This window comes from Rhizobium sp. L1K21 (assembly GCF_024055895.1).
Lineage (GTDB): Bacteria > Pseudomonadota > Alphaproteobacteria > Rhizobiales > Rhizobiaceae > Ensifer_A.
Map to the genome: position 1 here is coordinate 309,966 of NZ_JAMXLE010000003.1, position 17,601 is coordinate 327,566.

The window sequence follows — 17,601 nt, forward strand, 5'->3', positions numbered from 1 at the left end:
GCTCTGGAACCTTTTTAGAAGGCTGCGGTTCGATGGGCGAATCCACAACCATTAAAACAGGTGATATCGTGCAAAGAGTTCTTGTTACCGGCGGGTCCGGTTTTATCGGACGTCATGTTTCCCGCGAGCTGGCAGAAAACGGATACAAGGTCCGCATCATCGACTCTCTCGTGGATCAGGTCCACGGCGGTGAACCGATCAACATCGTTCCCGGCACCGAATTGATCCACGCAGACATCCGCGACAGCAAAAGCGTGCAAAAAGCGCTGGACGGGGTCGATGCCGTTATTCATCTGGCCGCCGAGGTGGGGGTCGGACAGTCAATGTATGAAATCGCCCGCTATGTCGGTGCGAACGACCTTGGCACTGCCGTCCTCCTTGAAGCCCTCATCGAAAATCCCGTCAAAAGGGTTGTCGTCGCCTCCTCCATGAGCGTTTACGGCGAAGGCCTTTACGAAGACGACGAGGGCCGTCGCTATGGTCAAGCCCGGCGCAATCCGAAAACGCTCGAGGCCGGCAACTGGGACATCCGCGCACCCAACGGAGAACCGCTCAAACCGCTGCCCACCGACGAGGAAAAGCAGGTTGAGCTTGCCTCCATCTATGCGTTGACGAAATATATGCAGGAAAAGCAGGTTCTGATTTTCGGCGAAGCCTATGGCGTGGAAACCGTTGCACTGCGACTGTTTAACGTCTTTGGGGCCGGTCAGGCGCTTTCCAATCCCTATACGGGCGTGCTGGTGAATTTCGCATCGCGCCTTGCGACCGGCGAAACGCCGATGATCTTCGAAGACGGGCATCAAAAGCGCGACTTTGTCCATGTCAAAGACGTGGCGATGGCGTTTCGTCTGGCTCTGGAGCGCCCCGACGTTTCCGGCGAGGTGTTCAACATCGGCAGCGGCCAAGCCTATGCCATCGCCGATGTGGCCAGACTGCTTGCCCAGGAAATGGGGATGCCGGAGAGAGCGCCCGAAATCCTGAACAAGGCGCGCAAGGGCGATATCCGCCATTGCTTCGCTGATATTTCAAAGGCGCAATCCCTGCTCGGTTTCCGGCCCCGGCACCTGCTTGAAAATTCGCTTAAGGACTTCACGACCTGGGTCAAGACCTCAGCGGTCGTCGACAAGGCCCCCCAGATGCGCCAGGAACTGGAAGCGAGGGGGCTGGTTTCATGATCGACGCACCCGTAAATGGCCAGACCAGACTTTCCGAATTGGGCCAGCCGGCATCACCGGCAATCCGCAAAGGCGTCAAACCGATTGTGATCACCGGCGGCAGTGGGTTTATCGGTTCCAATCTCGCCGACAGCTTCCTCGCAGACGGCGAGGATGTGATCATCCTGGACAATTTGAGTCGAGCGGGCGTGCAGGAAAATCTCGACTGGCTGGTGAAACGGCACGGCAAGAAAGTTCATCCCTATGTTGCCGACATCCGCAACCTGCCGGTCATAAAGCCCGCCTTCAATGAGGCCAAGGCCGTTTTTCACCTCGCCGCTCAGACCGCGGTGACAACCAGCCTGGCCGATCCGGTCGAGGATTTCAGTATTAACGCAAACGGCACGCTGAATGTGCTGGAGGCGATCCGTACCACGGGAAACAGGATCCCCATCATTTTCGCGAGCACCAACAAGGTCTACGGTCAGCTTCAGGATGTGAAGGTGAGCGCAATCGGCGAAGAGTATCGGCCGCAAAACGAGACGATCCGAGCCCACGGCATATCAGAAGACAGGCCGCTTGATTTCCACACGCCTTATGGCTGCTCCAAAGGTGCTGCCGATCAATATGTGCTGGACTACGCACGATCTTATGGCTTACCGGCCTGCGTGCTGCGCATGAGTTGCATTTATGGCGCCAGACAGTTCGGCACCGAGGACCAGGGCTGGGTCGCCCATTTTCTCCTGCAGCTTCTGCGTGGCGAACCCATTACCATCTATGGCGACGGCAAACAGGTACGCGATATTCTCGAAGTCAACGACGCCGTGGGGGCCTACAAGCGCACCTTGGGCTCGATCGACACCTTGAGCGGCTGTGCCTTCAATCTCGGCGGAGGTCCGCAAAATGCGGTCAGCCTCAACCTCCTCCTGGCCGAACTTGAAAACCTGACCGGACTTCAGGCCGACATTTCCTATGGCGACTGGCGCGACGGCGATCAGCTCTATTTTGTTGCCGACACGAGCCGGCTTCAGCAGCTGATTGGCTGGGCACCGGAAACCTCATGGAAAGACGGCATTCGCGGGCTGGCCGACTGGCTCTCTGAAAACCGCTCGGGCTTCGTTTCGCATGACACCGGGAGAGCCACGGGATGACGAGCCACAACCGCGATTTCAGCGCGCTGACCGCTCCACCTGATCGCTTTGCCTCTCCCCCATCCCAAGACACCGCGAAGCTTCTCATGACGCTGGATTGTGTCGGCGGGGTCTGGCGCTACTCCATGGATCTGGCCCGCAGCCTTCGCAGCAGAGGCTACGAAATAATCTTCGCATCCCTTGGCCCCCGCCCCTCGCAGGGACAGGCTTCGGAGGCAGAAAGCATCGGCAGCCTGCATATGATCGATGAACCGCTGGACTGGATGGCAAATTGCGAAGATGATCTGCGCAATGTGCCACATTGCATTGCACAACTGGCGACAGAGTGCCACGCCGACATTCTGCACCTCAACAGCCCGTCCCAGGCCTGCGACATTGATGTGGCGATCCCGATTGTTGCAGCATCACACTCCTGCCTGCCAACCTGGTTTGACGCCATGCGCGACGGCAATCTGCCCCCGGAGATGGCCTGGCAGAAGCGTCTGCAACGAAAGGGCTTTGATTGCGCCAACGGCGTGATCTCACCAAGCGCCAGCCATGCAGCCATGTTGCTGGATTGTTATGGTGATATCGCCAATCTTCGCATCATTCACAATTCTGCGCCGCCTCTTCTGGCGTCAACGGAAAAGGAAAACTTTGTTTTCGCAGCGGCAAGATGGTGGGACGAAGCAAAGAATGGTGAAACTCTGGATGCCGCAGCAAGCGCCATCCAGTGGCCGCTCGTTGCCGCCGGTGCGACGGAGGGACCGGGCGGTGAAACGACCACCTTCAAGAATGCGCGCTCCAAGGGCGCGATCCCCCATCGTGAAGCGCTCAAACTGATGCAGCAGGCGGCCATTGTGGTCTCGCCATCGCTCTATGAGCCTTTCGGGCTGGTCGCGCTGGAAGCGGCCCGCTGCGGCGCAGCCCTCGTCTTGGCCGATATACCGACCTATCGGGAGCTATGGGATGGAGCGGCCTGCTTTGCCAATCCGCAGGACCCGGACGCCTTTTCCTCCGTTATCAATCTGCTGGTAGCCGATGCCGGACTGCGCAACAAGCTTGGCCAAGGCGCCATCGAACGAAGCCGCCTTTTCAGTCCGGATGCGCAAGCCGATGCGACGTCCGATCTCTACCGGCAATTGCTGACCGATACCCGACAAGACCGGAGGCTTTCCTGACAATGCAATTTGTATTCTACACACACTCCCTGGTTTCCGACTGGAACCACGGCAATGCACACTTCTTGCGCGGTGTGATGCGCGAGCTGGAAACGGCAGGCCACAGTGCCGTCGCCCTGGAGGCACATGAGAACTGGAGCCGCGACAATCTGATTGCGCAGCATGGCCCCCAGGCAGCCGCGGACTTCCACCGGAATTTCCCCGACCTGAAATCCGGCATTTATGGAGAAGACGCCGATCACCATGCGTTGCTGGAAGAGGCGGACGTGGTGATTGTTCACGAATGGAATGATCCGGCCCTTGTCAAAATGCTTGGCGAGTACCGCAAGAGCGGTGCCGATTTCACGCTGCTTTTCCACGACACGCACCACCGTGCCATTTCTGCGGGAAGCGAGATCGCCGAACTGGATCTATCCCACTATGACGGCATATTGGCTTTTGGGGAAACGCTTCGCCAGCGCTATCGCGCGATGGGATGGGAGAAGCCGGTGTTCACCTGGCACGAGGCGGCCGACACCGCGCTTTTCAAGCCGCAGCCCGACATTTCCAAAGACAAGGATCTGGTCTGGATCGGCAATTGGGGCGATGATGAGCGCAGCGCGGAGCTGAATACCTTTCTGATTTCGCCCGCCCGCGAACTTGGTCTCAGCGGCACCGTCCACGGTGTGCGCTATCCCGATGCTGCGCGGGCGGAGATCATGAAGGCCGGTCTCGATTTCGAAGGCTGGCTTGCCAATTACAATGTCCCGGCCGTTTTCGCCCAGCACAGGGCAACCGTGCACATTCCGCGCCGTCCCTATGTCAGGGCGCTGCCCGGTATCCCCACGATCCGCGTTTTCGAGGCATTGGCCTGCGGCATTCCGCTGGTATGCGCTCCCTGGAACGACGCGGAAGGTCTTTTCAGATCAGGCCGCGATTATCTTCACGCCGAAAACGGCAGCGAAATGAAGGCGCAGTTGGACCGCATTCTTCATGAGCCCGATTTGGCCGAAGACCTCGCTTCAGCCGGCCTCGAAACCATCCGCGACAGGCACACCTGCACGCACCGGGTCGGCGAGCTTCTCGATATCGTCGATCAGATGAGGACTGGATCATCAGCACAGCCCAAATTACGCAAGGAGGCAGCGCAATGAAAATTGCTTTTTACGGATCAAGCCTGTTGTCGGCCTATTGGAACGGTGCGGCGACTTATTATCGCGGCATGCTGAAAGCGCTCAGCGCAAGAGGCTATGAGATTACCTTTTATGAGCCCGATGCATTTGACCGTCAGTCGCATCGCGATATCGACCCGCCTGAATGGTGCCGCGTCATGATATATGAGGCGAGCATCGAAGGTCTCAAAAAGGCCGCGGCTCTTGCCGCCTCCGCCGATATCGTTATCAAGGCAAGTGGCGTGGGCTATGAAGATGACATTCTCCTGCAGTCCGTCTTGGATAGTACCCATGCCGATGCGCTCACGATATTCTGGGATGTCGATGCGCCGGCCACGCTCTCCGAACTGCAGCAGACGCCCGATCATCCTCTGCGCCATGCTCTGGCCGATATCGACCTCGTGCTGACCTATGGCGGCGGCGATCCCGTGGTCCGGCAGTACGAGGCGCTCGGCGCAAAATCCTGCCGTCCGATCTATAACGCGCTTGATCCCGACACCCATCATCCGGTTCCCAAACAGCGTCGCTTCAAGGCTGACATGGCCTTTCTTGGTAACCGGCTGCCGGACCGCGAAGCGCGGGTCGAGAGCTTTTTCCTCGAGCCTGCAGCCGCCTTGCCCATGCACGATTTTCTACTTGGAGGGTCAGGTTGGGAGGACAAGCCGATGCGTGCCAATGTCCGCTACATCGGCCATGTTCCGACATCGGATCACAACGCTTTCAACACCTCGGCAAAAGCGGTCTTGAATATCTCCCGTTCCAGCATGGCGACCAACGGCTTCTCGCCTGCCACCCGTGTCTTTGAAGCCGCCGGTGCCGGGGCCTGCCTGATTACGGACTATTGGGAAGGCATTGAACAGTTTCTGGAACCTGGCAAGGAGGTGCTTGTCGCGCGCGACGGTCAGGAGGTTGCCGAGATCATGCGCGGCCTGACCGGCGAAGAGGCGGAAAGGATCGGCCAGGCAGCACTCGCCCGGGTCTTGCGCGATCACACCTATGCCGAGCGCGCCGCCATCGTTGATGATCTTCTTCGCTCGCAGATACATGCCCTCAGGGGGGCTGCATAATGGAACGCCGCAAATATATTTTTCTCGGATTGTCCCTGTCTTCTGCCTGGGGAAATGGTCATGCCACAACTTTTCGGGCTCTCATCAAGGGGCTCAATGCGCTGGGACACGAGTGTATTTTCCTGGAAAGAAACCAGCCCTGGTTTGTGCAAAACAGGGATATGCCGAATCCGGATTTCTGCAAGCTGATCACCTATGACGAGGTCGAAGAGCTCATTCGCAGCCATGCACGGCTGCTTCGCAGCGCAGATGCCGTGATTATCGGTTCCTATGTGCCGGATGGTGTGGCAGTCATAGCCGCAGTTGCCGCCTTGCGGCCCAATGTCTTGTGCTTCTACGACATTGACACGCCGGTGACGCTCGGCAGACTCGACAAGGGGGACAGTGAGTATATCACAGCCGGGCAGCTCCAGGTGTTCGACATATACTTTACCTTTTCAGGCGGCAAAAATCTGACGCGGTTGAAAGAACTCGGCGCGCGAAAAGCCGTACCGCTTTATTGCTCGGTCGACCCTGAACTTTACTGCAACACAAATGAGCCGTTGCGCTGGGATCTCGGCTATCTCGGCACCTACAGCGACGACAGACAGCCGATGCTTGAAAAACTTCTGGTCGAGCCTGCCCGGCAATTGCCTGAGATGCGTTTCGTGATTGCCGGCGCGCAGTATCCCGACGGTCTGGACCTGCCCGCCAATATCGAGCGCATCGAGCATGTACCGCCAAACGAACATGCATCTTTCTATAGCCGCCAGCGCTTTACGTTGAACATAACACGCCGTGATATGGTGCGCGCCGGCTTCTCGCCCAGCGTGCGCCTGTTTGAGGCGGCGGCCTGCAAGACACCGATTATCAGCGATGACTGGGAGGGTCTGAACGACTTCCTGCCTGAGGATCGAGCCATCGTTATCGCCGAGGATTCACAACAGGTGATCAACGCGCTGACGGCGATGAACGATGAGGAAAGGAAGGCTCTTTCAACCGCGGCCCACCGCATTGTGATGGGTGGCCACACCGGCGCTGCGCGCGCTGAACACTTCGTCCATGCAATTGAAGATGAACTGAACACAGAAGAGGAAGGAGCAAATTCATGGCTGCTTCGCAAGCTTCCAGGCTGACGACGACGCAAGATCAGGTTTCCGAAATGTCGAGCAAAGACTTGAAAGAACAAATCAATGCGCTCGGCCCCTGGTTTCACAATATGACAATTCAGGGCGTGGAGACAGCGCCAGACCATTTCCTGGGCGACTACCCGCGCAACAAATGGCAGGCTTTTGAAGATGTCATTCCACGAGATCTCGAAGGCTGCAGCGTTCTCGACATCGGCTGCAATGCCGGCTTTTACGCTCTGGAAATGAAACGGCGCAATGCCGGACGCGTGGTTGGTATCGATACCGATGCCCGCTATCTGGCTCAGGCCCGTTTTGCCGCAGAACAGTGCGGTGCCGATATCGAATTCCGGCAAATGTCCACATACGACCTGCGCCAGTTCGACGAAAAGTTCGATCTCGTCATCTTCATGGGCGTCTTGTACCACCTGCGCCATCCGCTTCTGGCACTCGATCTGCTTTATGAAACGGTGGTCGGAAAACACCTGCTTTTCCAATCCATGCAACGCGGCAGCGCCGATGTCGGTGGGATTGAAGAAAATGATCCGTTTTCGGAAGAAAATGTCTTCCACCGTCCGGATTATCCCAAGCTGCATTTTGTTGAACACCGCTACGCGGACGACCCCACCAACTGGTTCATACCGAACAAGGCGGCTGTCGAAGCCATGTTGCGCAGCGCCGGTTTCAAGATCGAAGCCAATCCCGAAGAGGAAGTCTATCTCTGCAGCAGAGGCGAACGCCACTTTGCCGCAGAGCCGCCGCCGCTTTGCACCTGACACGCGGCTAAGAATTTCTGGCCCTCGCTTGCCAACAGAGGTCATCCGCCGCTTTGATGCGGCGGACGATAAAACATGTGGAACGGACTTAACCGCCCACGACCGGCAATACCTCACCAGTGATATAGCTCGAGCAATGCGGCGACGCCAGGAAGACATAGGCGGGCGCAATCTCCTCCGGCTGGGCCGGACGCTTCATGGGAACAGACCCGCCGAATTGCGCGATCTCGTCGGCGTCGCGATCGGAAGGATTAAGCGGCGTCCAGACAGGTCCGGGCGCAACGGCGTTCACGCGGATACCACGCGAAATCAGGTTGGCGGCCAGCGACTTGGTAAAGGCGTGAATGCCACCCTTGGTAATGCCGTAGTCCAGAAGGCCGGGGCTGCCGCGCAGCCCAACGACCGAACCCGTGTTGATGATGGATGAACCCTGCTCCATATGCGGCACCGCAGCCTTGGTCAGGTTGAAGAGACCATAAAGGTTGGTCTTGATCGTTTCGTCGAAATGCTCGAACGACAGGTCTTCGATCGTCTTGCTGTGCACCTGGAAGCCGGCATTGTTGACGAGAATGTCGAGATGGCCAAAATTCGCCACCGTCTTTGAAACAAGCGCTTTGCAATAGTCAGGGTCCTGAATATTGCCGCGGCTCAGCATGCATCGCCTGCCCTCACGCTCGACCATGCGCAGGGTCTCCTTCGCATCCTCATCTTCGGCGAGATAGGAGACGACCACATCCGCACCTTCGCGGGCAAAAAGAATGGCCACAGACCGACCAATTCCGGAATCACCGCCAGTGACGATTGCTACCTTGTCCTTGAGCTTTTCCGAGCCTTTGTAAAAAGGCGCATCATACATGGGTTCGGGATCAAGATCGGCCTCCGAACCCGGCTTCTTCTGGTGCTGTTTGGGTAACGGTGGGATCGGGTAGAGGCGTGCACCGGCCTGCATGGCCCCACCCTTGCCACCAGAATGCTGATGATCCCTTTCTCCAATCTCCTGCTGAATATCGCGTTGGCGTTCGACCGTGTCTTCGGTCTGCCGTTTCCGATTGTGCTCGGCCATGGTGTTTCTCCCATTTTGTGATTATGCGGATGCGCGCCATTCCGGCGGGCATTGAACCAACGATCAAACCGCGGCTGCGGAGAAAGGTTCCCGCTTCCGGCAACGCCCGTCTTGCGCCCGCTCACCGATTATCAAAGGCGATGCTCATCGCTTTCGTCGTTGTACATCGCCTCGACGGCATGCCGCCGCGAACGGCGCTCCGATGGGGTCAGTCTGCGCGAACGCATCATTCCGTAAAAAATCGCCAGGCCCAGCAGGACCGGGCCGATACCGGCCACGAAAAGCCACATCAAAATCGACATCATGAGTTCATCCTTCCTTTCTTTGTGCAGCTTAACAATTCAAACCCGCTCCTGTTCCGCCGGCAAAGTGGTGACCCTACGGGAACATCTGACGCCCAGTCTGGTTTTGCCCGTGCTTACATTCCAACCCCACCCGCACACCGGCCAACCGTGGCCCGTGCGGTTCTGAGAGGCGAAGAAACAATTGATATGTCTGCAGAGTTGATGAAATATCGCGAGGATCTGGCAACGCCGGATTCCGTCATCATCCGGATCGTCACGGAAGATGGCCTCACCCGAGCCTTCGTGCGCTTCAAAAGCGAAGGTGAAGACAGCACACCCCATTATCCGACCGAAGAGATTCCCGTGCCCGAGGCCATCAGGCTTGCTTCAAATAGAAGGGAAGCCGGCCAGCCCATTCTTGTTCAGCTGGAAGAAGGCGCTGAATGGGATGACGATTGGGGTGATCTGCGCGACGACGCCGAATAGGCAAAACGAATTTTCAAATTCAAGGAGAAGGTAATGGCCGAAAAGCCTGTTGCACTTGTCACCGGTGCCGGATCCGGCATTGGCAAAGCCTCTGCTTTAGTCCTTGCTGGCGATGGCTATGTGGTCGGTGTTCTCGGCCACACGGAAGAAGAAAACCGGCAGACGGCCGAGGCAATTCGTGCAAGCGGTGGCCAGGCCGAAGAGCTGCTGGCTGACGTCACACACGAAGATGAGATGAAGCGCGCCGTCGCCAAGATGGTAGACACCTATGGGCGCTTGGATGTGGTGGTGGCAAATGCCGGCATCAATGGAAAGTGGGCACCGATTGACGAGCTGACCCCAGCGGATTGGGACAAGACGATCGCGGTCAATCTCAAGGGAACATATCTCACCATCCACACGGTGACGCCCCACATGAAATCGGCAAAGAAGGGTTCGATCATCGTTATCGCATCCATCAACGGCACGCGCACCTTCACCTCGCCCGGGGCAACCGCCTATGTCGCAACGAAAGCTGCTGAGGTGGCCATGGTCAAACAACTGGCGCTCGAACTTGGAAAACATGGGATACGGATCAACGCCGTCTGCCCAGGCAAGATCGAGACCAAAATCGACGATAATACCGAGGTTATAAACCCGCAGGAAACGGCAATACCGGTCGAGTGGCCGGAGGGAGAGATACCACTGACCGGCGACAAGCCAGGCAAAGCCGAGGACGTGGCAAATACCGTAGCATTTCTGGCTTCCTCCAAGGCCGCACACATTACCGGGTCGCCCATCTGGGTCGACGGCGGGCAAAGCCTGCTGCGGTGAAATCTGCAGATCGTGAAAGGGAATACCATCATGACACATTCCAAAATGACAACCGATCATGAAACCATAAAAGAATGGGTGGAGGCGCGTGAAGGCCGCCCCTCCATCGTACGCACGGAGGGACCGGGTGGCATATTGCGCATCGATTTCGGCACGCCGGACGACGATCTGGAAGAGATCAACTGGACGGAATTCTTTGAGGTTTTTGAGGACAACAACTTGAAATTCCTCTATCAGGAGCATCTGGAAGATGGACGCTTGAGCCGCTTCAACAAGTTCATTGATCGCGAACACGACCCGGCAGATTGAGTACCCCGCCGATGCATATCGCTTCCCTTCCTGCCGTCAGGTCTCGTTGATGTCCGGCAGGAAGTGGATGACCTCTTTTTTGTCCTCGTCGTTCAGCACCTCGATATGCGCATCCCAGAAGCGTTTTGCTTCCGGGGAATCCTTTTCCCAATTGCGCGAGGTCACGACGTTGTCGTCGATCTTGGAAAGACGACCGCCGCCCAGGCGGACATATTCCTCGGCGAGCATCTGAAATCTTTCTTCGTTGGCCATGATGAACTCCTGTTTGTCTGCTCTGAACGCAGGTCGGCTACTGTCAACCCGAGACGGTCGATCAGAAAGGTTTCCATACCGATCTGCATCAGCACTCTCTCGGATTTGGCAATCCTGTCAAAGAAGCTCCAGCACGATTTTCCCGCGGCTGTGTTCGTGCTCCAGCACGCGTTGAGCCTCTGCAGCTTCCGACAGCGGAAAGATGCGATTGAGGACGATCTTGACCTTCTCGTCTTCCACCAGTTTGACGATGTCCGCGAGCTGCCTGCCGTTCGGTTCGGCCTTGAACCAGGCGACGCGAACGCCGTTCAGATTTGCAAGGGCTTCGCTCGGCTCCTGGACCGTCGAAACCAGAATGCCGCCGCTCTTCACAACGGCGAAGGACTGCTCTTGTGTCTCGCCTCCGATGAGATCGAGAACCATGTCCACCGGCTCGAGCGCCTCTTCGATACTCTCTTCATGGTAATTGATCGCCTGATCTGCGCCGAGCATTTCTGCCAGCTCGATGTCCGAGCCGGATACGGTCGTGGCAACCCACGCACCCTTGGCCTTGGCCAGCTGGATGGCGATATGCCCCACACCACCCGAACCGCCCTGGATCAGCACACGCTGACCTGCCTGCAAGTTGCCGTGATCAAATAATCCCTGCCATGCCGTAATGCCGGCCAGGGGAAGTGCGGCCGCCTCATTGGTCGTTGCAAAGCGGGGCATATGGGCGAACTCGTTTGCCTCGACGAGCGCGTATTCCTCGTAGGCACCGCGTCCTTCACCGATAAAGGCGATAATCCTTTCCCCTTCAGAACAATTTTCCACATCGGACCCAACAGCGGCAACCCTGCCACACACGTCGCGGCCCAGCGTGATCGGAAGATCGGCTTCGTCCACACTCGGATAACCGCCCTTGCGCATTTTCCAATCGACAGGATTGACCCCGGCGGCAAGAACCTTGACCAGAATCTGATTGCGGCCGGGTTCAGGCACACTAACATCTTCATAGTTGAGAGCGCCCTCGTCGCCGAAATGATGAATACGGACAGCCTTCATGCTAGCCATGTCTTATCTCCATTGGTTGTTTTTATCTGGGCAACTTGCCCTTGCGCTGGCAAAGACAACCTCGGTCACGTCACCTCAAAGGTTCCCGTCAGTGTGGCCTCAGCCAAAGCGTGCTTTTGCGCCTCATCCGTAAGCGTCTTGACGCCGGCTGCACCGGGAAGAGGAATGCTCGGCACATCAAGCGCCTGCAGACGGAAACGGTAACGGTGTTGGCCATGCCCTTTTGGCGGCTCCGGTCCGTCGTAGCGCGTGTTGCCGAAATCGTTTTCGGAGAAGCGCAATCCGGATTCCGGCTGCGTGTCGGCGCTCTCGGCGAGTTTTCGACAATCGCCCGACAGGTTAAACACACCGCAATGATGAAATGTGCCGCTTGGCGCATCGGGATCTTCCACAGTCAAGACGAAACTGCGGGTCCTGTCAGGCGCTCCGGCCCATTTCAGCGGAGGCATGAGGTTTTCTCCCAAGCGGCTGTATTTTTCCGGAATTGGCTCACCGTCTGCAAAGGCCGGGCTCATCAACGTCATGGACATTTCCATCTCCTGTGCCGTTCCAAGGACTAGGAGACCTAACTGAATTGGTCGGGGATGGTTCCCGCGCGCGCAACCTGACGCGCACTTTCTTGATCATAGACCATTATTGCTGCCGAATTTGCCGGTTTCAGGAACATTCACCAGAAGATGGGGTTGGGCCGACGTGCAGCGACCTGCACCCATGACCCGTGCAGCGACCTGCACGCATGGCCCACGTGCCGGCCCTCGGCTCAGAATGAAAAACGGAGGACACAGCCAATGCTGAAATGGGCGATTATATTCTTGATCATCTCGCTGATCGCGGGTTTCTTTGGATTCTCAGGCGTCTCGGCAGCCACAGCGACCATTGCAAAAGTGCTATTTGCCATCGCGGTCGTTATTTTCCTTGTATTCCTCGCACTCGCAATCTTTGGTGCCGGCGTTGCCTAATAGTGCCGGCAAACGGACGTCATCGCTACCTTACACGGCATCGTCTCCGCGAAGATAAACGAGTAGCCTTTGTTCCATTCTGCTCATCCCGGTGACGGGTTTGGGCGGATGGTTCAAAATATCTTCCAGTTGCTTGGCGGCTTTGTCATCCACCGCCGTTGCGATCACCGAGGGATGAACATAGCTCGAACGGCAGATCGAAGCGGTGTTGCACAATTCTTCTGCCGCCGCCTCGCACAGACTTTTGATGGATGGGGACTCGCCGCGCCGTATCGCAGTCGCGGCTTGCTGAAAGGCGGCGAGCGTTCCACCCCAGGTGCGGAAGACCTTGGCGGAAACGCTTCCGGTGCCCTCGCAAATATCATCGAGATATTGGTTCAAGAGACCGGAGTCCACCTTGTGCAGGTTGCCGTCATTATCACGCCAACTGAAAAGCTCGCGCCCCGGCAGGTCTGCAATCCTTTCAAGTGTCTTTTGCAGCTTTGGCGCATGCAGGCTGCGTTGGAGGATACGGTTCCCTTTGCCCCGAAATCGTATCTTCAGCGAATTTCCGAAAGAGACATGGCGCTTCATCAGCGTCGTTGCACCATAGGTTCCGTTGTCGTCCAGATACTCCCAGCTCCCGGCCCTCAAATGCGCGGCATCCAGAAGAAGGACAAGTGTGCCCAACACGGCGTTTCGGATCTCGGAAATATCTTCGGCGTCCCGTCTCGCCACCCTGCGTATCCGCGGCAACATCTCGGCAAATGCAATCAGGCGGTCAAACTTCTGTTCCGAACGAAGTTTCTGCCATTCCGGGTGATATCGATATTGCTTTCGGCCGCGCGCGTCGAAACCTGTGGCCTGAAGGTGGCCCTGCGGATTCATGCAAATCCAGACGCGTTCATGGGCGGGCGGGATTCCCAGCGCCTTGATCCTGGCCTTGACCTCTTCATCACGCACAAGCGATCCATCGGGGTAGCGATAGGAAAATCCGCGGCCTCTTCGTTCTCTCAAGATGCCCGGCTCATGATCGGAGACATAGACCAGACCTGAGCGTCTGATTTCCTTTTCGATGTCCGCGTTGTTGTTTTCATCGCCCGCCCGGCGTGTGGGACCCATGTCAACGGCGGTCTGGCAGGATAACGTCTTTATAGACGGCACCGCGCAGCACCTCGCGGGGGCCATCTTGAGGAAACTCTCCACTCTCATCTACAATGACCGTGAAGAGCTTTTCGTTGCGGAAGGCAGAGGCACCTGTGGTGGAAACACCCTCACCCGGGAGTGCATCACTGCCCAGAAAATCGTGTTCCGCTTCAACAGCGACCTGTCTTGCGTCACCGGTGCTTTTAGCACGCACGGTGATTTCGCCCTGCTTGGCTGAAAGCTCCCAGTTCGGATCATCATAAGGCGCGGTCGGTACCAGGCGGTAAATCTGCATGTCAGTCGCGCTCCTTGCGGGATTTGGACGTGTCTTGGTCATCCTTCGTTTTCATCGCGTCGGAGACATTCTCTTTCCGCGGGTCCTGCAGGTTTTCGCCGACAGCGTCGCGGTCGATATCCGGATCATCTTTCGCCGGCATGTAGCCGCGCGGACGGTTTTCCTCAGGACCTTCCCAGCGTGGTGATTGTTCAGTCGTTCCGGCTTTTCCCGGTTTGGGGCTCTTGATGGCCATGGTTTCCTCCTGTTTTTCCAACAGGATTTGAACCCCCAGCCCTTTCAAATGTTCCAGACGGCCGAACGCATGTCTGGAACATCTACAGGCCCAGTCGGTTCGGCTCTGACACATCACACATTTTGAAACGCTGCCTGAAAGGGAGGCTGTCATGAAGATTAACAGCGCTGCATTCCGCGACGGTCATCAGATCCCGGACAAATTTACCAGGTTCGGAGAGAACGCGGTGCCACCGCTTCAGTGGGACGATGTGCCAGAGGGAACCCAGAGCTTTGCTCTTCAGGTGGAAGATCCCGATGCCAGCAAATCCCCGTTCGTTCATTGTGTCATTTACAACATCCCGGCCGACCGCCTTGCCATCGACGAGCCGGCCTTGTCCTCAAGCAAAGGTGTGGTCTTCGCCACCAACGATTTCGGAAACCGGGGCTATGATGGTCCAGAGCCGCCGAAGGAACACGGCCCCCATCGCTACGTCTTTCGCCTGGCCGCCCTTGATGTTCCCGAGCTCGACGTTCGCGACTGGACGAAGGCATCCGATGTCTGGCGTCAGGCCTGCATTCACAGCCTCGCGATCAGCGAGCTGACGGGGCGTTACGAGAAAACCTAGACAATTGCATGCGCTAATATCGCAACGCCGGCATCGATCCTGTCTGAACGCGATGTGGAGCCCTCTACGTCGATGACATCTGTATCACCCTCGGCCTACGTGTCGGCGTAGCACACCGGGCAAGTATGGAGACAAAGAAGCCCGCCATCGAAAGAGAAGAAACCTTCTGGAACAAATTGATAGAGCAGGTGTTCAGCCTCCATCTCTCGATAAGAATGGAGGCGTAAGTTATGGCTTTACATGACGATTATCGCGCTAACTCGGTAAGATATTACCCGCTTCGCAATTTGTTTGTTCCTTTTCCTTTTGTGGGTTTTATCCTGACACTCTTTTGCGACACGCTTTATTGGCAAACAGCAAACCTGATGTGGAAGCATTTTTCCTCCTGGCTTTTATTTGCCGGGCTTGTTTTCGGCGCATTTGGCCTGCTGGCCGGCATTGTAGATTTGCTGCGCCCGAAAGAGCATGGCGTCCAGCCAACGCTGTTTGAAATACTCGGCTATCTGGCGGTGCTGGTCCTGGCGCTGTTCAATAGCCTCGTGCATGCCGCAGACGGTTGGACCGGCGTTGTTCCCGACGGCATCATCTTATCTTTCCTCACAGTGGCCTTTGTCGTCGCCACCGTCTGTTTCTCGGCGGCCTATACGCGTCCACACGGTTGGAGGACATATCATGACTAAGCTCTATCCACTCAAGAGCACTGCAAAATACATGCTCATTGGTGTCGCGACGCTCGCCCTTTCCGGCTGCGGCGATGACCCTTCCGGCTTTGATGTCTCAAAACAGATCGGCACCGATCCCGTGTTGCCCGAAGCTGACCCGTCCTTGCTGCCCAGCATGAAAATCGCCGAAGTGATCGGCTGGAGCGGCGAACAGAAACCCACTGTGCCGGACGGGCTGACGGTCACTGCCTATGCCACGGATCTCGCCAATCCGCGCACCGTGCATACCTTGCCAAACGGAGACGTTCTGGTGGTCCAATCCAAGGGGCCTGGTCTTGAAGCTGTGTCTCGCCCGAAAGATCTTGTTCGCGGCTGGCTGATGTCCATGGCGCATGGTGGTGGCGGCAAGCAGAAAAAGAGCAATCTCATTACACTGCTGCGTGATACCGATCGCGATGGCACGGTCGATGAAAGCTACGATCTCTTGACCGACCTTAACTCGCCTTTCGGCGTCGCATGGGCCGACGACACGCTTTATGTGGCCGCAACGGATGCAATTCTCGCTTATCCCTATGAACTGGGACAGACCGAAATTGCTGCAGAGCCGGAGGTTTTGACGCCGCTGCCGGGGGGCCCCATCGACCACCACTGGACAAAGGATCTGGCGCTTAGCCCGGACGGAGAGACGCTTTACGCCTCGGTGGGTTCCAACTCCAATATCGTCGAGAATGGCCTTGAGGCGGAAAAGGGCCGTGCGGCCATCTGGCAGGTCGATCGGCGCACCGGCGCTGCCAGGGTCTATGCATCGGGTTTGCGCAATCCCAATGGCCTGTCCTTCAATCCGGAGAGCGGCGAACTCTGGACCGTGGTCAATGAACGGGATGAACTGGGGCCCAACCTGGTTCCCGATTACATGACATCCGTTCAGGACGGTGCGTTTTATGGTTGGCCGTGGAGCTACTATGGAAACCATGTGGATGAACGTGTCCATCCGCAAAGGCCGGACATGGTCGATAAAGCCATTATGCCCGACTATGCGCTTTCAAGTCATGTGGCACCCCTTGGCATGACCTTTTCCCAGGGCTCTGCCCTGCCGGAGACATATGCGAGCGGCGCGTTCGTTGGCGAGCATGGCAGTTGGAATCGCAGCGTTTTCACCGGCTACAAGGTTATCTACATTCCCTTCGTCAATGGCGAACCCGCGGGCATGCCGCAAGACGTTTTGACCGGCTTCATTGAGGGTGATCAGGCGCATGGGCGACCTGTCGGGGTGGGCATAGACGGCACCGGCGCACTTCTGGTGGCAGACGATGTCGGCAATACAGTCTGGAGAGTGGCTGCCGCCGACGGATCCGTTACATCAGAGCCGATCGGCACAGACCGGATGCCTGCGGAATACGCGACAGACAACGGTGCAAGCCCGAGTGCCCAAAACGGCAACGCTGCAACGACGGACCAAAGGTCAGAGCCATCGCCAAGCGCCGATGAAAGGATGACGGATCAGGCACCAGTTGAAGGCTCTTCGGCGGGTGGGGAAACACTCAACCCGCCCCAAACGGAAATAGCGCCGACAGTCCTGCCCAGGAGCAATGACTAATCGTTTTCGCCGGGAGGCAGGCACAAGCCTTCCGGCGTTTTGCGGATAAGGATCGTTTGGCAACTTCGGCTGCGGCACAGTGGCCCTCATGGGTTTGAAAGGTAAACATGCCTTGCCGCCCTAAGCTCTTTGGTTTAATGAAGAATATCTTCTGCGAGCCACTCGAAAAAAGTTAAATTATTGTCATCCACTTTGGATACTGATCCGTAATCCACATATACGAGTGATATTATAAATGCGCCGAACCGCTGGATGTTGATAAGGCGCGACCGAAGTGGATTTGTCTTGATCTCTAG

At 57.1% G+C, this 17,601-nt stretch carries 21 protein-coding genes and 1 pseudogene; 14 read left to right on the plus strand and 8 right to left on the minus strand.

Annotated elements, in window-relative coordinates:
• Positions 1-32 precede the first annotated feature (32 nt).
• From NHF56_RS16435 to NHF56_RS16465, 7 genes and pseudogenes are all read left to right on the plus strand, one after another.
• Entirely contained in the window at positions 33-1,175 is a 1,143-nt protein-coding gene (locus NHF56_RS16435; RefSeq protein ID WP_252806524.1) for an NAD(P)-dependent oxidoreductase, read from the plus strand.
• A gap of 17 nt (positions 1,176-1,192) precedes the next feature.
• Positions 1,193-2,305: pseudogene (locus tag NHF56_RS16440) on the plus strand (NAD-dependent epimerase/dehydratase family protein); the annotation flags it as partial.
• Positions 2,302-3,465 carry a glycosyltransferase family 4 protein gene (locus NHF56_RS16445; protein WP_252806526.1) on the plus strand — a complete coding sequence of 388 codons (1,164 nt, stop codon included), beginning with the start codon at positions 2,302-2,304 and terminating at the stop codon, positions 3,463-3,465. The pseudogene NHF56_RS16440 and the gene NHF56_RS16445, both read left to right, overlap by 4 nt.
• Before the next feature lie 2 nt (positions 3,466-3,467).
• Positions 3,468-4,598, plus strand: a complete 1,131-nt coding sequence (locus NHF56_RS16450; RefSeq protein WP_252806529.1) for a glycosyltransferase — start codon at positions 3,468-3,470, stop codon at positions 4,596-4,598.
• On the plus strand, positions 4,595-5,683 hold the full coding sequence (locus NHF56_RS16455) for a glycosyltransferase (RefSeq protein ID WP_252806530.1): 1,089 nt from the start codon (positions 4,595-4,597) through the stop codon (positions 5,681-5,683). The genes NHF56_RS16450 and NHF56_RS16455 overlap by 4 nt, the downstream gene beginning before the upstream one ends.
• The gene (locus tag NHF56_RS16460) at positions 5,683-6,798 is read left to right on the plus strand and encodes a glycosyltransferase (protein ID WP_252806532.1); all 1,116 of its coding nucleotides are present in this window, start codon (positions 5,683-5,685) and stop codon (positions 6,796-6,798) included. Before NHF56_RS16455 ends, NHF56_RS16460 begins: the two co-directional genes overlap by 1 nt.
• The gene (locus NHF56_RS16465) at positions 6,771-7,565 is read left to right on the plus strand and encodes a TIGR04290 family methyltransferase (protein ID WP_256995420.1); all 795 of its coding nucleotides are present in this window, start codon (positions 6,771-6,773) and stop codon (positions 7,563-7,565) included. Before NHF56_RS16460 ends, NHF56_RS16465 begins: the two co-directional genes overlap by 28 nt.
• Positions 7,566-7,653: 88 nt before the next feature.
• Here NHF56_RS16465 and NHF56_RS16470 read toward each other — a convergent pair whose 3' ends face one another.
• Together NHF56_RS16470 and NHF56_RS16475 are read right to left on the minus strand one after the other, a co-directional pair.
• On the minus strand, positions 7,654-8,628 hold the full coding sequence (locus tag NHF56_RS16470) for an SDR family oxidoreductase (RefSeq protein WP_252806534.1): 975 nt from the start codon (positions 8,626-8,628) through the stop codon (positions 7,654-7,656).
• 131 nt (positions 8,629-8,759) lie between these two features.
• Entirely contained in the window at positions 8,760-8,933 is a 174-nt protein-coding gene (locus NHF56_RS16475; protein WP_252806536.1) for a hypothetical protein, read from the minus strand.
• A 186-nt stretch (positions 8,934-9,119) separates the two neighbouring features.
• Between NHF56_RS16475 and NHF56_RS16480 the strand changes: the two genes are divergently transcribed.
• From NHF56_RS16480 to NHF56_RS16490, 3 genes are read left to right on the plus strand one after another with little or no spacing between them, the layout of a single operon-like run.
• Entirely contained in the window at positions 9,120-9,398 is a 279-nt protein-coding gene (locus tag NHF56_RS16480; RefSeq protein WP_252806538.1) for a hypothetical protein, read from the plus strand.
• A gap of 33 nt (positions 9,399-9,431) precedes the next feature.
• On the plus strand, positions 9,432-10,211 hold the full coding sequence (locus NHF56_RS16485; protein ID WP_252806540.1) for an SDR family NAD(P)-dependent oxidoreductase: 780 nt from the start codon (positions 9,432-9,434) through the stop codon (positions 10,209-10,211).
• Between the two features lie 30 nt (positions 10,212-10,241).
• Positions 10,242-10,520, plus strand: coding sequence for a hypothetical protein (locus NHF56_RS16490; protein ID WP_252806542.1), 279 nt, complete (start codon positions 10,242-10,244; stop codon positions 10,518-10,520).
• 36 nt (positions 10,521-10,556) lie between these two features.
• On the opposite strand, the gene NHF56_RS16495 is transcribed toward NHF56_RS16490, so the two are convergent.
• The 3 genes from NHF56_RS16495 to NHF56_RS16505 all read right to left on the minus strand — a co-directional run bounded on the left by NHF56_RS16495 (position 10,557) and on the right by NHF56_RS16505 (position 12,355).
• Positions 10,557-10,772: a hypothetical protein gene (locus tag NHF56_RS16495; RefSeq protein WP_252806544.1), complete on the minus strand. Its 216-nt coding sequence runs from the start codon at positions 10,770-10,772 to the stop codon at positions 10,557-10,559.
• Between the two features lie 117 nt (positions 10,773-10,889).
• Entirely contained in the window at positions 10,890-11,825 is a 936-nt protein-coding gene (locus tag NHF56_RS16500; protein ID WP_252806546.1) for an NADP-dependent oxidoreductase, read from the minus strand.
• 65 nt (positions 11,826-11,890) lie between these two features.
• The gene (locus NHF56_RS16505; RefSeq protein WP_252806548.1) at positions 11,891-12,355 is read right to left on the minus strand and encodes a YbhB/YbcL family Raf kinase inhibitor-like protein; all 465 of its coding nucleotides are present in this window, start codon (positions 12,353-12,355) and stop codon (positions 11,891-11,893) included.
• A 258-nt stretch (positions 12,356-12,613) separates the two neighbouring features.
• Here NHF56_RS16505 and NHF56_RS16510 point away from each other — a divergent pair, with 258 nt between their 5' ends.
• A complete protein-coding gene (locus tag NHF56_RS16510) occupies positions 12,614-12,784 on the plus strand; it encodes a DUF1328 domain-containing protein (protein WP_252806550.1) in 171 nt (56 codons plus the stop codon).
• A 30-nt stretch (positions 12,785-12,814) separates the two neighbouring features.
• Here NHF56_RS16510 and NHF56_RS16515 read toward each other — a convergent pair whose 3' ends face one another.
• Genes NHF56_RS16515 through NHF56_RS16525 form a run of 3 tightly spaced genes read right to left on the minus strand, consistent with a single transcriptional unit; the run spans position 12,815 to position 14,433 of the window.
• The gene (locus NHF56_RS16515; RefSeq protein WP_252806552.1) at positions 12,815-13,885 is read right to left on the minus strand and encodes a DNA topoisomerase IB; all 1,071 of its coding nucleotides are present in this window, start codon (positions 13,883-13,885) and stop codon (positions 12,815-12,817) included.
• A 1-nt stretch (position 13,886) separates the two neighbouring features.
• A complete protein-coding gene (locus tag NHF56_RS16520) occupies positions 13,887-14,204 on the minus strand; it encodes a hypothetical protein (RefSeq protein ID WP_252806555.1) in 318 nt (105 codons plus the stop codon).
• A gap of 1 nt (position 14,205) precedes the next feature.
• Entirely contained in the window at positions 14,206-14,433 is a 228-nt protein-coding gene (locus tag NHF56_RS16525) for a hypothetical protein (protein ID WP_252806781.1), read from the minus strand.
• Between the two features lie 157 nt (positions 14,434-14,590).
• On the opposite strand from NHF56_RS16525, the gene NHF56_RS16530 reads away from it, so the two are divergent.
• The 3 genes from NHF56_RS16530 (at position 14,591) to NHF56_RS16540 (ending at position 17,305) form a co-directional block, all read left to right on the plus strand.
• Positions 14,591-15,046, plus strand: coding sequence for a YbhB/YbcL family Raf kinase inhibitor-like protein (locus NHF56_RS16530; RefSeq protein WP_252806557.1), 456 nt, complete (start codon positions 14,591-14,593; stop codon positions 15,044-15,046).
• 230 nt (positions 15,047-15,276) lie between these two features.
• Positions 15,277-15,726, plus strand: coding sequence for a DUF2231 domain-containing protein (locus tag NHF56_RS16535; RefSeq protein ID WP_306431188.1), 450 nt, complete (start codon positions 15,277-15,279; stop codon positions 15,724-15,726).
• A complete protein-coding gene (locus tag NHF56_RS16540) occupies positions 15,719-17,305 on the plus strand; it encodes a sorbosone dehydrogenase family protein (protein ID WP_373456326.1) in 1,587 nt (528 codons plus the stop codon). Before NHF56_RS16535 ends, NHF56_RS16540 begins: the two co-directional genes overlap by 8 nt.
• Positions 17,306-17,601 lie beyond the last annotated feature (296 nt).

Excerpts from the sequence above, each read along its gene's own strand:
- NHF56_RS16435 (WP_252806524.1), top strand. The coding sequence starts at position 33 with ATGGGCGAATCCACAACCATTAAAACAGGTGATATCGTGCAAAGAGTT.
- NHF56_RS16445 (WP_252806526.1), top strand. The coding sequence starts at position 2,302 with ATGACGAGCCACAACCGCGATTTCAGCGCGCTGACCGCTCCACCTGAT.
- NHF56_RS16450 (WP_252806529.1), top strand. The coding sequence starts at position 3,468 with ATGCAATTTGTATTCTACACACACTCCCTGGTTTCCGACTGGAACCAC.
- NHF56_RS16455 (WP_252806530.1), top strand. The coding sequence starts at position 4,595 with ATGAAAATTGCTTTTTACGGATCAAGCCTGTTGTCGGCCTATTGGAAC.
- NHF56_RS16460 (WP_252806532.1), top strand. The coding sequence starts at position 5,683 with ATGGAACGCCGCAAATATATTTTTCTCGGATTGTCCCTGTCTTCTGCC.
- NHF56_RS16465 (WP_256995420.1), top strand. The coding sequence starts at position 6,771 with ATGGCTGCTTCGCAAGCTTCCAGGCTGACGACGACGCAAGATCAGGTT.
- NHF56_RS16470 (WP_252806534.1), bottom strand. The coding sequence starts at position 8,628 with ATGGCCGAGCACAATCGGAAACGGCAGACCGAAGACACGGTCGAACGC.
- NHF56_RS16475 (WP_252806536.1), bottom strand. The coding sequence starts at position 8,933 with ATGATGTCGATTTTGATGTGGCTTTTCGTGGCCGGTATCGGCCCGGTC.
- NHF56_RS16480 (WP_252806538.1), top strand. The coding sequence starts at position 9,120 with ATGTCTGCAGAGTTGATGAAATATCGCGAGGATCTGGCAACGCCGGAT.
- NHF56_RS16485 (WP_252806540.1), top strand. The coding sequence starts at position 9,432 with ATGGCCGAAAAGCCTGTTGCACTTGTCACCGGTGCCGGATCCGGCATT.
- NHF56_RS16490 (WP_252806542.1), top strand. The coding sequence starts at position 10,242 with ATGACACATTCCAAAATGACAACCGATCATGAAACCATAAAAGAATGG.
- NHF56_RS16495 (WP_252806544.1), bottom strand. The coding sequence starts at position 10,772 with ATGGCCAACGAAGAAAGATTTCAGATGCTCGCCGAGGAATATGTCCGC.
- NHF56_RS16500 (WP_252806546.1), bottom strand. The coding sequence starts at position 11,825 with ATGGCTAGCATGAAGGCTGTCCGTATTCATCATTTCGGCGACGAGGGC.
- NHF56_RS16505 (WP_252806548.1), bottom strand. The coding sequence starts at position 12,355 with ATGTCCATGACGTTGATGAGCCCGGCCTTTGCAGACGGTGAGCCAATT.
- NHF56_RS16510 (WP_252806550.1), top strand. The coding sequence starts at position 12,614 with ATGCTGAAATGGGCGATTATATTCTTGATCATCTCGCTGATCGCGGGT.
- NHF56_RS16515 (WP_252806552.1), bottom strand. The coding sequence starts at position 13,885 with ATGGGTCCCACACGCCGGGCGGGCGATGAAAACAACAACGCGGACATC.
- NHF56_RS16520 (WP_252806555.1), bottom strand. The coding sequence starts at position 14,204 with ATGCAGATTTACCGCCTGGTACCGACCGCGCCTTATGATGATCCGAAC.
- NHF56_RS16530 (WP_252806557.1), top strand. The coding sequence starts at position 14,591 with ATGAAGATTAACAGCGCTGCATTCCGCGACGGTCATCAGATCCCGGAC.
- NHF56_RS16535 (WP_306431188.1), top strand. The coding sequence starts at position 15,277 with ATGGCTTTACATGACGATTATCGCGCTAACTCGGTAAGATATTACCCG.
- NHF56_RS16540 (WP_373456326.1), top strand. The coding sequence starts at position 15,719 with ATGACTAAGCTCTATCCACTCAAGAGCACTGCAAAATACATGCTCATT.